This window comes from Acinetobacter pittii ATCC 19004 = CIP 70.29 (assembly GCF_000369045.1).
GTDB lineage: Bacteria > Pseudomonadota > Gammaproteobacteria > Pseudomonadales > Moraxellaceae > Acinetobacter > Acinetobacter pittii.
This window is the reverse complement of record NZ_KB849786.1, coordinates 1,154,743-1,168,017: the sequence shown is the minus strand read 5'-3', so window position 1 is coordinate 1,168,017 and position 13,275 is coordinate 1,154,743. Positions and strand designations below refer to the sequence as shown.

General features: G+C 40.2%; 14 protein-coding genes and 1 pseudogene. 12 read left to right on the top strand and 3 right to left on the bottom strand.

All coding sequences use genetic code 11. The annotated features are described in order from the left end of the window. Window positions 1-2 precede the first annotated feature (2 nt). Both F928_RS09640 and F928_RS09635 read left to right on the top strand, forming a co-directional pair. On the top strand, window positions 3-551 hold the full coding sequence (locus F928_RS09640) for a DUF3486 family protein (RefSeq protein WP_005074087.1): 549 nt from the start codon (window positions 3-5) through the stop codon (window positions 549-551). Further along, a complete protein-coding gene (locus tag F928_RS09635; protein WP_005074085.1) occupies window positions 548-2,104 on the top strand; it encodes a hypothetical protein in 1,557 nt (518 codons plus the stop codon). Before F928_RS09640 ends, F928_RS09635 begins: the two co-directional genes overlap by 4 nt. Here F928_RS09635 and F928_RS09630 read toward each other — a convergent pair. From F928_RS09630 to F928_RS09620, 3 genes are read right to left on the bottom strand one after another with little or no spacing between them, the layout of a single operon-like run. Next, entirely contained in the window at window positions 2,101-2,832 is a 732-nt protein-coding gene (locus F928_RS09630) for a hypothetical protein (protein ID WP_005074082.1), read from the bottom strand. The genes F928_RS09635 and F928_RS09630 overlap by 4 nt on opposite strands. A gap of 51 nt (window positions 2,833-2,883) precedes the next feature. After that, on the bottom strand, window positions 2,884-3,654 hold the full coding sequence (locus F928_RS09625; protein WP_005074081.1) for a hypothetical protein: 771 nt from the start codon (window positions 3,652-3,654) through the stop codon (window positions 2,884-2,886). A gap of 50 nt (window positions 3,655-3,704) precedes the next feature. Beyond that, window positions 3,705-4,079: a hypothetical protein gene (locus F928_RS09620; RefSeq protein ID WP_005074077.1), complete on the bottom strand. Its 375-nt coding sequence runs from the start codon at window positions 4,077-4,079 to the stop codon at window positions 3,705-3,707. A 222-nt stretch (window positions 4,080-4,301) separates the two neighbouring features. On the opposite strand from F928_RS09620, the gene F928_RS09615 reads away from it, so the two are divergent. From F928_RS09615 to F928_RS09570, 10 genes and pseudogenes are all read left to right on the top strand, one after another. Beyond that, the gene (locus F928_RS09615; RefSeq protein ID WP_005074075.1) at window positions 4,302-5,915 is read left to right on the top strand and encodes a DUF935 domain-containing protein; all 1,614 of its coding nucleotides are present in this window, start codon (window positions 4,302-4,304) and stop codon (window positions 5,913-5,915) included. Beyond that, on the top strand, window positions 5,915-7,174 hold the full coding sequence (locus F928_RS09610) for a phage head morphogenesis protein (RefSeq protein ID WP_005074073.1): 1,260 nt from the start codon (window positions 5,915-5,917) through the stop codon (window positions 7,172-7,174). Before F928_RS09615 ends, F928_RS09610 begins: the two co-directional genes overlap by 1 nt. Continuing rightward, window positions 7,171-7,647, top strand: a complete 477-nt coding sequence (locus tag F928_RS09605; protein ID WP_005074071.1) for a phage virion morphogenesis protein — start codon at window positions 7,171-7,173, stop codon at window positions 7,645-7,647. The genes F928_RS09610 and F928_RS09605 overlap by 4 nt, the downstream gene beginning before the upstream one ends. 79 nt (window positions 7,648-7,726) lie before the next feature. Beyond that, window positions 7,727-8,797, top strand: a complete 1,071-nt coding sequence (locus F928_RS09600; RefSeq protein ID WP_005074069.1) for a phage protease — start codon at window positions 7,727-7,729, stop codon at window positions 8,795-8,797. After that, on the top strand, window positions 8,798-9,211 hold the full coding sequence (locus tag F928_RS09595; protein ID WP_005074066.1) for a hypothetical protein: 414 nt from the start codon (window positions 8,798-8,800) through the stop codon (window positions 9,209-9,211). Next, window positions 9,208-10,116 carry a Mu-like prophage major head subunit gpT family protein gene (locus F928_RS09590; protein ID WP_005074065.1) on the top strand — a complete coding sequence of 303 codons (909 nt, stop codon included), beginning with the start codon at window positions 9,208-9,210 and terminating at the stop codon, window positions 10,114-10,116. The genes F928_RS09595 and F928_RS09590 overlap by 4 nt, the downstream gene beginning before the upstream one ends. Before the next feature lie 11 nt (window positions 10,117-10,127). Beyond that, window positions 10,128-10,556 carry a gp436 family protein gene (locus F928_RS09585; protein WP_005074063.1) on the top strand — a complete coding sequence of 143 codons (429 nt, stop codon included), beginning with the start codon at window positions 10,128-10,130 and terminating at the stop codon, window positions 10,554-10,556. Continuing rightward, window positions 10,550-11,161 carry a phage protein Gp37 gene (locus F928_RS09580; protein WP_005074059.1) on the top strand — a complete coding sequence of 204 codons (612 nt, stop codon included), beginning with the start codon at window positions 10,550-10,552 and terminating at the stop codon, window positions 11,159-11,161. The genes F928_RS09585 and F928_RS09580 overlap by 7 nt, the downstream gene beginning before the upstream one ends. A 3-nt stretch (window positions 11,162-11,164) precedes the next feature. Continuing rightward, window positions 11,165-11,515, top strand: coding sequence for a hypothetical protein (locus F928_RS09575; protein ID WP_005074056.1), 351 nt, complete (start codon window positions 11,165-11,167; stop codon window positions 11,513-11,515). A 3-nt stretch (window positions 11,516-11,518) separates the two neighbouring features. After that, window positions 11,519-13,275 (top strand): annotated as a pseudogene (locus tag F928_RS09570) (hypothetical protein); the annotation flags it as partial.

Below are 13,275 nucleotides of genomic sequence, written 5' to 3'. Positions count from 1 at the left end.
ACATGGCAAGAGAGTCGTCAATTGATCTGCTAAGTGCTGAAGATAAAACTTGGCTTGATAAGCGGTTTATGGATCAGGGTTTTTGTGGCTATGAAGAAATTGCAAAAATCCTGCAAGAGCGCGGTTACAACGTCAGTAAGTCAAGCGTACATCGTTATGGTCAGAAAATAGAACAAAAACTTGCAGCGGTTCAGGCAAGTACACAAGCAGCAATGATGATTGCTGATGCAGCTCCAGATGATAGTGATATGCGTAGCTCAGCTGTTTTATCACTAGTTCAGACTGAGTTATTTAATGCGCTCATTGCTTTGCAAGAATCAGAAAACCCTGATGCAGACCCAGCAGATCGAATCATGCTCATGGCAAAAGCAGGTAAAGGTATTGCTGAAATTTCAAAAGCCTCAGTGAACCAGAAGAAATGGGAAACGGAAGTCCGTGAGCGTGTTAAAGCTGCTGCCAAAGCAGTTGAAAAAATCGTCAAAAAAGGCGGCATGTCTAAGGATACTGTTGATGAAGTTAAGAAAGAAATCCTAGGAATTATTGGATTATGAGCGAGCAAAAAGTCACCGATCCCCGTGAGATTCTTAACTCAGCTGGTTACGAAGATGTGCCAGCGGTTCTCTTGCCATATCAACAAGAATGGATTGCTGATAGGAGTCCGCTGAAAGTAGCAGAAAAATCGCGACGTATCGGTCTGACTTGGGCTGAAGCAGCAGATGCTGTATTAGATGCTGCAAGTGATAATGGGCAAAACTGTTATTACCTTGGCTACAACAAAGACATGACAGTTGAGTTTATTCAAGCTTGCGCTATGTGGGCAAAGGCATTCGATGCTGCCTGTAGTGAAGTTGAAGAAGGTCTTTGGGAGGATGGTGATAAACACATCCAGACTTTCACTATTCGCTTCCCTAAGTCGGGTAAACGTATCGAAGCTTTAACTTCACGGCCATCGAACTTGCGTGGTCGTCAAGGTCGAGTGGTTCTGGATGAATATGGATTCCATGAGCAGCAATCAGAACTTTTAAAGGCAGCTATTGCACTATTGATCTGGGGCGGTTGTGTGCGAGTCATTAGTACACATGATGGTGAAGACAATCCTTTTAATGAACTGATCAAAGAAATCCGAGCTGGTAAACGTAAAGGCACAGTTCATCGTACAACTTTCCGTGAAGCTGTTGAACAAGGTCTATATAAGCGTGTTTGCCTGCGTAAAAAAATTAAGTACAACAAAGCTGAAGAAGAAGCTTGGGTTGAAGATACATATAAATTTTATGGCGATGCAGCCGATGAAGAGCTTGATGTTATTCCAAGTAAAGGTGGTGGACGTTGGTTGCCTCTCTCATTACTTGAGGGTAAAAAAGATGCCTCAGTCCCTGTTATACGTTTCGAGGCTCCGAAAGGTTGGGATGATTTTAATAATGTCAGTGAAGAAACTCGTAATACCGAAGTAAAGGAATTTTTTGAAGAGCATTTGTTGCCACTTTTGGAAGCATTGCCGCCAAAATTAAATAGTTTTTATGGTTTAGATTTCGCACGTAAGCAGAATGCTTGTTCATTTTGGCCTTTAATTGAACAGCAAAATACCAAAAAGAAAATCCCATTTCTTTTTGAGATGTTTAAAGTCCCCTACAAACAACAAGAAGAATTTCTACGTCTCATCATTGCTAAGCTGCCAAACTTTAGTAAAGGTGCACATGATGCTGGCGGTAATGGTGGATTCTTAGCTGAAGCGATGCAAGTACTTCACGGAGATCGGATCGAAGCAGTGATGCTTACTGAATCGTGGTATCGAGAGCATACACCGCACTTTAAAGCAGCTTTGGAGGATGGTGATATTGAGAATATGCCAGCTGATCAAGATGTCATGGAAGATCATCGCGCATTTGTTTTAGTTAATGGTGTTGCCCGTATACCAGCGATGGGTAAATCTAACTCAAATAACAAAGACCGACATGGTGATAGTGCTATTGCACATTTGCTTGCAGACTATGCATCAAAGAATCCAAGTGCACCAATTGAATTTACTCCACTCCCTTCCAAGGAGGAAATGGAGTTAAATCCTGATGATTATGATGGTTGGTTGAGTGACGTTGGGTGTATCTAGAGAATTCTTTTCGTTTTTACGTACTTTTTTCCATGGTCAGTAAATGTTATAAGCTTATATTTTTGTTCATATTTACGACCTAAAATATTTTCAAATCCAATGCTAATTTCTCGTTCTATTTCTTTATTAGCTCTGTAGGCAATTTCTTCATCAGAAGTAAAAGGTGAAAGAATCTCTTGATAGTGATCTTTAGGGAAAACTTCAAAAGTGCTTAATTTATGATGGGAAATATTAACAGTAATATACCTTGCTGGATGTTCACTCTTATTAGTAAAACTAATCCTAAAATTAAACTTACCATTTGCAACACTTACTACCCAATCAACCGTAATCACTGGCGCAACTGAATGATGTCTATCTTCTAATTCAGCTTGTTGTAATTGCGCCATTATTTTCTGTTGATCAACTGACTTCTTCATTTCATCCACTTGTAATTTTAAAGCTTCAGTACTTGCTCTGAGTTCCTCATTCTGAAGTCTTATAGACTCGCTGTTTTGTTTATATCCTAAGATCAAGAATAAAAAAGCTAGGGGAGCAAAAGCACCAGCTAAAAAATCTCCTAATTCATTTGAAGGGAGTAAAACGTTTTCACCTTCACCTAAACAAAACTTAAGTGTGTATAAAAAAATAATTAATAAATATAAACAGACTACCCAAAAGACCCAAGCTTTATAAAAAGGCTTTTTAGGTGGCGCTGAGTTTTGTTCTGGCGGTATTGAATCTTGCACGAAACTAATTCTCCCTAATTATGATGAATGGTTTAGTGATGTTGGATGTTATTAATCATCGTTTTTAATTCGTTGGATTAAAACTTTTCCATTTTTTTCTTCGGGTAACGATACAAATTGTATTTCTTGAAATTGCTCATTATCAAAAGCATCAAAATATGTTAGACCTAATTCTAGTATTATCGCCCCATTATGATTTGGTTTGACAAAATCAGGTAAGTAACGGGGCTGAATAATGTAATCTTTTTCATTATTCCCAACTACTAAGTCGAGTCGTGGATATAGCAAAAGTGAGCCTTCAGAAACCTTACTAGATTTGTCTGAAAGTAACATAAGTAGTTCTCTGCAAGTTGCTCTACTGTTATACAGAGTGAACATGAATGTGAAACACTTTTTCGAATCATCATAAGAAATAAAGCATTTTTTAAAATGAAAAAATGGTTGTGCTTGGATATGTTGTATTCTTCTCTGATGCTCTATCTCGCTTTTATTTAACTCTATCTCTTCTTTTGTGGCCTGAACTAGTTCTCTTTGTTGTACAACACTATTTTGTAATTCTTTAGCTTGAAGATTTAAGGCTTGTGTATTTTGCTGAAGTTCTCGGCCTTGTTGTTTATATCCTAAGTATAAAAATAAGAAGGCTAAGGGTGCAAAAACACCAGCCAAAAAATCACCTAATTCATTTGAAGTCAGAAGAACTTTATTTTCAGGATCTATGAAAATAAATGCTAAGTTATATCCCAAAATTAATACGCCATAAATTACTGCCCAAAATACCCATGATTTATAGAAAGGTGTTTTTTCTGGTGTTTGATTCTGCACGGAACTAATTCCCCTAATTATGATGCTTGTTTTAGTTCGGCTAGGTCTATTTAAATGACTACCTTAAGTATGCTGGATAAATATGGGTTTTTATGACCAACAAAACCATTAATTTCAAATTGGTCAATGGTCAGTTGAGCAATTACTCGGATAGCTTCTATTTCATAACTTTCAGCAATATCTTCTTCTTCAAGCTTAATCAACTTAATTGAGCATATATCAGCTTTTGAATCATAAAATAATTCTTCGATATATGAAGTGAGACCTGCTTTATCTAAATATTTACAAAACCAAAGCATTTCTCCTAATTCACGGTCATCATCATATCGACTCCAAATATTGATGTTGAAGATCGTTTCAAACTCACCTGAGGAAAGCTCATTTGTTATTTCAGGTGTTTTATGTACATTGAACATTTCAGACATTATTTGTCCCTATTGTGAAGAAAATACGTTGTTATTCTTATTATGCTGAGAAGTAAGTACAAAAAATAGATTTATAAATCTTTATAAACGCTCTTTACGGCATTTATTTTTTATTTTGCTGCAATGACCCGTAAAACAGAATAAGCCGCTTAAATCGCAAATGAGCGCATGAAATTGGGCGGAAGCATTTCCGCCTGATTTTAAGCCCGCTAAAATTTCACAATGGTGCAGAATCCTCAAATTGTATTTGCATCTATCATGGCTAAAAAAGACCGTTCCCCAAAAAAACAAGATCGTGCTGCACTCGAAACAAATCAGACTGCTGAAATCGCTTGGCTGACTAATCAGGCCCAAGAACATCCTGTGGTTGGAATGACTCCACAGCAAATGTACCGCTTACTCACAGATGCTGAGCAAGGCAACTTGCAAGCGCAAGCTGACCTGTTTGCTGATATAGAAGAGCGTGATGGTCATATCTTCAGTGAGATGGATAAACGCAAGAAAGGCATTAACGGTCTGGACTGGGGTGTTAAACCACCAAAAAATGCATCTGAGCAAGAAAAGAAAATTGCTGAAGAAGTTCGTGAATGGATTGAGGACATTCAAGACTTTGAAATGTTTTTGTTTGATGCGATGGATGCTGTTGGTCATGGCTACAGCTGTCAAGAAATCGAATGGCATCAAGTTGGTAATTTGTGGCTACCAAAAAGTTTCGAGCACCAGCTGGCGCGTAATTTCATGACACCATTCGATAAACCAAATGAGCTGCGCCTTAATGATGGTTCGCCAGAGGGTGCAGAGTTTTGGGACTTTGGGTGGTTTATTCATCGTCACAAAGCAAAATCGGGATACATTGCCAGATCAGGTTTACACCGAATTTTATGCTGGCCGTTTATCTTTAAGAATTATGGCATTCGTGACGTGATGCAGTTTCTCGAAGTGTATGGCTTGCCTATTCGCCTTGGTAAATATCCTTCAGGGGCAACCGATCAGGAAAAAATGACTTTGCTGCGTGCAGTAATGTCGATTGGTCGTAATGCTGGAGGCATTATTCCAGCGGGTATGAGTTTGGATTTTGAATCGGCAGCCGATGGTGACACAAAGAATCATATGTCACTCATTGATTGGTGTGAGAAAACAGCTTCAAAAATTATTGTTGGTGGAACTCTGCTGTCTCAGGCAGATGGTAAAACCAGTACCAATGCCCAATCAAATACACATGAAATCCAGTTTGAAAAAATTAAAAAGTCTGATGCCAAACAACTAGCACGATCATTAACGGATTACCTTATCAGCCCTTTGATGCGGCTGAATTATCCAAATGTTACAGCTGAGCGTTATCCGAGCTTTTTCTTTGATACATCTGACACTGAAGACATGGAGGTATTTGGTAATTCTCTTGAAAAATTGGTACGTGTTGGCATGAGAATCCCTGTGTCATGGCCTCATGAAAGACTTGGTATTCCACAACCTGCCGATGACAAAGAACCAATCCTAACAATTCAAAATGGGCCTGTGCCTAATTTGGCAATGAACACCTACCAGCCACAATTGTTGGGTGGCATCATTGCTGCCAATTCAGCACAGCTCCCTATTGAAGAGCAAGCATTGCAATTGTTGCTAAAGGATCAAACCAATATTGCCCAAGACACAGTTGAGTCGTGGACCAAGCAACTATTGTCAAAAATTCAGTCAGGCAATGAAGAAGAGATTCTTGCACTTCTACAAGACGTGTATCCAGCCGATGACGAACCAGCATTACAGGAAAAACTGACACGCCTAATATTTGCAAGTGAAGTATTGGGCCGTCTGAGTGTTCAAGCGGAGCAAACCTAATGCCTACAGCACAACGGCCAGAGCTGAACGCTCTGTTTACATTGCCCCCTGAAGATGCAATTTCTTATTTAGAAAAGAAAGGCTTCAAGATTGGTTGGGACTGGCATGAAACACTAGATAATGCACACAGCAAAGCATTTACCGTGGCAAAAGTTGCACGTATGGATCTGCTCCAAGATATTCGCCAGTCCTTAATTACAGCGATGCAGCAAGGCCAGTCGCTTGAGCAGTGGAAAGCTAGTATTACACCTACGCTTCAGGACAAAGGTTGGTGGGGAAAGAAAATTGTTGTTAACCCTGAAGGCCGTGAACAGGAAGTACAACTTGGCAGCCCACGTCGGTTACGAACAATTTACGATACAAACATGCAATCTGCTTTTGCAGCTGGTCGTTATAGAGCCATGCTTGCAGGTGCAGAAACTCGACCATATTGGGAATGGCGTCATATCTCAATTAGTAACCCACGCAAGCAACATGTTGCCTTAAATGGAAAGATTTTTAGTTATGACGATCCATTTTGGTCGGTAGCTTATCCACCTTCAGAATGGGGTTGCAAATGCCGTATTATTGCCCGATCCAGACGTGAGGTTGAAGGTAAAGAAATATTAAGTGGTAAAGGTCATGCCAGCACAATTAATGAAAAAGTCGGTATTGATCGTAATACTGGCGCTGATGTGATTGCAAAACGGACTCAATTCAATATCCCAACTAAAGACGGCACACTGACATTTGCTCCCGCAGCTGGCTTTAATGGATCACCAGCAACAAGCTATTTAATTGAAAATGTTATGGCACAACGAGCAACGGATTTAATGGGTATGTCTAAAGGCTTGAAGCAAACTCAGGAACTATTGAATAACAGTGCACGCACAAAAATTCATGAAAAATTTATCCAGAATGCCTTACGTTTAACTGAGCCTAAAAATGAAATCAGTATTATTGGTGCACTTCAAGCCAAGGAAGTCCAAGTACTTACACAACAAGGGGTTTCGCTTGAATCGAAACTTCTATTCATGAGTGACACCGTTATTGTCAATAAAGAATATTCAGATATAGCGGTTAGTCGATTGATGGCGTTGCCTCAGTTGCTTACTGAAGCTGAGCAAGTCTTTTGGGATGCTCAAGAAAAGCTATTGTTTTATGTTCTTGAAAAAGATGTGGTTCAGTTTGCAGTGAATGAACCTACGGGAAGTTTTGTAGTATCTAAGATTGTACGTAAAAAAGACTGGCAATCTGAAGGACTGGAGCTAATTCAATGACTATAGAACTAGGCAATAGAGAATTAAGGACAAGGCTCACTCGCGTTGCTGAAGCGATGCAAGATACAACACCACTTGGTCATGCTATTGCCAATAGTTTTTTGACAGTTACTGATGACAATTTTGATTCTGAAGGCCGTCCAGCATGGGCTGGCTTAAGCCTAGTCACCTTGGCCCGTCGTAAGTCAGGGAAAATGCTATTTCAATCTGGTCAGTTGCGTCGCAGCATTACCACACGTGTTTCAGACAATGAAGTTGAGATTGGGACAAATGACCCCAAAGCGCCAACACAGCATTTTGGGGCTAAGCAAGGTCAATATGGTAAGTCTTCAAGAAATGGGCCTCTTCCTTGGGGTGATATTCCTGCCAGACCATTTCTACCAATGGATAGTGCTGGCAATTTACAACATGAGGCAGAGCTTGCCGTTTTTGATGATGTAGACCATTACTGGCATCAAATATTTAATTTCTAAAACTGGGCGGAAGTGTTTCCGCCTGATCTTTTTTCTCCCCACATTCTAATCTCATATCATCGTTTTAAAAGTCGATGTTATGAACAAATTACTCGTAGCCCTTTGCGCTTTCGACATTAAGTTATCTGCTGATAAGTTGGTGCTTATTCCAGAAGGAATTTTTAAAGGCATTGATGGACGCCCATTTGATGCACCTTACTGGCGTTTAACACCAGAAAATGGTCGTGCATTAGCAGCTCAACTCAACACTCGAACTATTGATATGCTGGTTGATTATGAGCATTCAATTATTGCTGCAAAACAAGAAGGCAAAGAAGCTCCAGCTTCAGGTTGGCTGCGAGCTGGTGGCTTTGAATATGTGGATGGCGTAGGTCTATGTTCTAACAATTGGTCATGGACTAAAAAAGCCCAAGATTATATTGAAGCTGAAGAATATAAATACCTTTCACCCTTCATTTTATACGACGCAACTGGGGATGTTCATGGTCTCATTAACGTTGCACTAACTAACACTCCAAATATTGACTCTCTACCGCCTGCAAAACTTGCAGCAGCGGCACAGGATTTTTTGTCTCAAAACCGTGAGGATTCAACAATGAATGAGTTTCTAAAGCTCATGCTTAAAAAAATCGGTTTGCCTGAAACAGCAACTGAGCAGGAAGCTATTGCTGCTGCAAATACTGCTTTTGGCAAATTCGATACTGCATTCGGAACTACTGTTTCTGGTGAGCAAACACTGGATGCAGCTTTTACCAAAGCGATTGAAGTAAAGACAGCTGCAAATAATCAAGCAGTTGTTGATCCGACTCAATATGTTCCTATGGCTGTATATCAAGAAGCTGTAAATCAGGCTGGTGCAGCTGAAGCAGCTAATAAAGCCAAAGAAATGGAAGATCTTATTACTGCTGCATGTAGTGATGGGCGTCTAACTGGTGTAACAACAATCAACTGGATAAAGGAACAGGCAAAAACAAATCCTGACTTTGTCAAAGCCCATATTGAAAGCTTGCCAAAAATTGCAGCATTGTCTCAACGTCAAACTGAGTCAACGAATAATTTTGGTGGTGGAAAAGATACGCCAAAAAATCAGCATACACCTGAAGCTTTGCAGGTTTTTAACCTGATGGGCATTCAACCAGAGGAAAAATAAATGAGCAGTATTTTGCAAAATGGACGTGATCGTCAGACACCCCGTCGTGAGCTTGGTTTATTCCCCGTATTAGTTAAAGCAAATACGGTAATTCGTGCAGGTTTTATTGTTGTCACAGATGCAACTGGTTTTGCAACTGAAGGTAAAGCTGGTGCGGGTTTGACCTATCTGGGACGTGCTGAAGAAGCAATTGATAACACTGGCGGTGCTGATGGTGATGTGCAGGTTTTAGTGCGCTCACACAATGCTTTCTTTTTTGAAAATAGTTCGACAGACCCTGTGACCCAAGCAAGTTTCGGCAAAGATTGCTTTATCGAAGATGCTGAAACTGTTGCTGCAACTGATAACGCTGGCGCTTTATCAAAAGCAGGTCGTGTGGTTGGAATCGAAGACAATGGAGTATGGGTAGAATGAATGTAAACGGTGCGACTTTAGATGCCATGTTTCTAGGTATCAAAACGGTTTTTAATAAGGCATTTGCCGCAACTCAAACTGAATGGCAAGAAATTGCTATGGAAGTCCCAAGTGCAGCAGCCTATGAAAACTATAAATGGCTTGGCGCAATTCCACAAATGAAGCCTTGGGTTGGTAAAAAGAATATCAACAAGTTAGAAAAATATGATTACGTCATCAAGAACGTTCCTTATGAAGCAACTATTGAAATTTCTCGTGACGACATTGAAGACAACCAAATTGCTGGTTTAACCATTCAAGCTGATTCAGTAGGTGTAAGTGCAAAAAAACATCCTGATCAACTGGTTTATCAAGCTGTAAATGGCGCATTTCAAAATAAATGCTTTGATGGACAACCTTTCTTCTCTACTAGCCATAAAGTTGGTAAAGAAACTGTTAGCAACAAAGGCACCAAAAAACTATCTGCGGCTACTGCTGCGGCAGCTGATGCTTCATACGGAGCTGCCCGTCGATCAATGCTGGAATATGTCGATGAAACTGGGGAATCGTTAGGTGTTGTACCTAATATTTTACTTGTTCCACCAGCACTAGAAGCAGAAGCAAAACGCCTAATTAACAATGAAAAATTGGGTGATGGAAGTGAAAATCCATATCGTGGCACTGCCAAAATTGTTGTTTCAGGCCGTATTAAGGACTCAAATCAATGGTTTTTATTGGATACCACTAAACCAGTCAAGCCTTTCATTTATCAAAAACGTAAAGCCGCTCAGTTAGTACGATCAACAAGCCCAGACAGTAATAACGTCTTTATGGAAGGTGTTTATTACTTTGGTGCTGAAGCACGTGGTAACTCAGGTTATGGCTTCTGGCAACTGGCCTATGGATCAACTGGCGCTCAAGCATAAGGTGATATGAAATGTATGCAACGGCAGACGCGATGATTGAAAAGTTCGGTGAGCGTGAACTTATTCAGCTTACTGATAATGAAGCTCCATATCAGGATGTCATTAATTACGACAAGCTGAATAAGGCTTTACAGCACGCTAACTCTCAAATTGAGGGCTATCTTGTTAGTCGCTATAAGCTGCCGTTGCAAACAGTTCCGCCATTTTTGGAATCCATTGCATGTGACATGGCTCGATACCATGCCTGTACTGGAGCATTTTCTGAGAATGATCCTATCCGTACACGTTATGACGATGCGATTAAAACCCTAAAGGAGATCGCAAAAGGTAACGTCAGTCTTGGTAACGCCCCAGCGGGTGATTCTGAGCCTGTTAAAACATCATCTAACAATGTGATGTTTCAAGTCGGACGCAATGATTTTGGAGGTCGTGGATGGTAAATCTTGATCTCGGTATTGTTGTGCAAGGCATGAAAGATGTCATGGCAAAGCAGATTGAAACTAAGGTGTGGCCGTGGGTTCGTGAAATCAAAACCTATGGTGGTGAATTCGATGATGAAACTTTAGCTTTTATCGATACATTCCCTGCGATCTGGGTGACTTTCCAAGGATCAGGTGCACCTCGCAAAATTAGTGCGAACAAAACTGTTTATCCCGTTAATTTAGTTGTTTTGGTTGGTGCTCGTTCAGTCCGCAACGAAGAAGCTCAACGCTTAGGCGGTGGTCGTGACATCGGAACCTTTAAGATGTTAAGCCTCGTTCAAAACTTGCTTATTGGCAATGATTTATCAAGTGTCAAAGTAAAAGGTTTAGACCCATTAGAGCTGGGCCGAACCAGAACAATTTTTAATACAACAACACGCAAACAATCTGTGAGCGTGCTTTCCCAAGAATTTCATACCCAATACACCATCACGGCCTCTGACAGAGACCGTGAAGAAGCTGAGACTGTTGAAGATCTGCTGGGTATTCAAGTCGATTATTACTTTCAACCAGACGACGGCATTGTTGATGCCTCGGATCGTGTTGAGTTTCAGGAAAATTAAGCTATGTCTATTTCTGCAAATATTAAAGTTCCAGACGTATACACCAGCGTCAATATCAATACTCAGCGGACGGGTTTACCCCTAAACGATCAGCGAGTTTTATTTGTGACGCTGGACGTATTGTCTGAGCAGTTTAAGCCTGTTGATGTCTATGACAAAGCAGATGCTGATGCCAAGTTTGGAGCTAACTCTCAAGCTGGGCGAATGATTACAGCTGCTGTGAAAACTAATCGTACAGTTAGCGTGCAAGCTGTTGCTCTTGCAGTCGAAGATGTTCAAACACAAGCTGCTCTTCAAACTGAAAGCGGTTCTGCGCTTCAGACTGAAGGTGGCGCTTTGATTGAACCGGAGTAAAGTATGGCTCAACAAACAATCGTTATTGAAGTACCTGGCACTCCGATTAGTGAGCTTGAACAAACTTCAAGTGTTTCCCTCTTTGATGTGTTGCCAGTGGTTCAAGATGGTGAAACAAAGAAAGCTCCATTAGAGCAAGTGTCTGATCTTGTTAAAGCTGGATTGGGTTCTGCTGCATTAAAAAATGAGGAAGATTTTGCAACACCAGATACTGTTTTATCAGTAGCACAAGCGAGTCAGTTGCGTGATGATGCACAGAATGAACGTATTGATGAGGTTGAGTTTAAAACGACTCTAGCTCAGAGTGGTTTTGAAGCTTCATTTAATAGTTATGCAGAAATGCTTGCTTATACACCTTCAAAGCCTAATGTTTCTGTCCGTGTGAATGCTGATCAAGATTCAACAAAAGTTGGTACATATACATGGACTGGTACGGAGTATAAAAAAGGTACAGATTTACTAGCAGTTGCAAATCAAAATGCAATTGAATTAGTTGAATCAAAAAAAGATGCAGCTGATGGATTCGTAACTACTCTATCTTTTAATCTGGGTAAAGGTTTGCCTCAAGATGTGACGGATTCCGTCGAAAAAATCAACGGGCTTGTTTATAACTATAATGGCTCTGTTGAAAGTACAACGGCAACAGCTTGGGATGCTTTCTTTATTCCAGTTAAAGCTGGTGATGTGGTTGACGTTTCGGGTTGGTACGGCTCGGGCGGTACGGAGCTACAGGGTTTACTACTACAGTTTGATGCAAATAAGACTTTCATTGGTTCTTTATTTAATTTGGCATCTGTCGGTACTGTTAAACCATATACCCGTATTGCAACTGCAACTCACGATGGCTTTATTTATATGCGTCATCGCAAAGATGCTGGTCCTGCAAAAATCCTTTTAACTGCTCAATCAAATGGTTATGCAGTTAAAGAAGATATTGATGCTGTATTATTGAATAATGAACAGGATGTTACTCATAAATACAGACCAGCTGGTTATTTCGTAATAAATCCTGATCATTCTATTGCTTATTCAAACAACTGGCTTGCATTCTATATCCCTGTTAAAGCAGGTGATGTAGTGCGATTGACTGGGAAACTTGGGAACGCAACATCAACTGATCCTGTGCCTCATTTGGGTCAAACTGATGCCAATAAGAATCTTGTTGATTTCGTGGGGTGGTCAGAAAACCGGACACGATATACAGGAACTGTGGTTGGTACTGCAACACAAGATGGTTTCATGTATGTACGTGTTTTTTATACCATAGGTGTTGATGACTATAAAATTGAACTATTACCGAAAAATCGTCAACTCAATAACAAAAGCTTTAAGCGTTTTGCTACAGCTGAAGAAGTTCGTGAATTACGTGACGCACTGAATGCGACTGGTAAATTAAATATTATCGATGAATGTTTTATCTTTCCTGACCGGATTATGAAACCTGATGGACAAGTTCTTACTGCCTCATCTTATGGGATTGTATATGCTGCATTTGCTCCAGTTAAAGCTGGGGATGTAATTCAATTAAATGCACGTATGGGGTCAGGATCTGCTGAAACAATTGCGTATATTAACCAGCTAGATGAAAACTTAAATTTCATTTCAAATTTAAATTCATACGTATCAACTGGGTCAAATGTCATTGTTGCTGGTGAGGCTGTTGTAACAGCTACTCATGATGGCTTTTTATATCTTCGAATTGACTTGCGAAGTCCGTATGCAATTTATCGATTAACTGATGCTAAGAGCCAAGTTGTTGA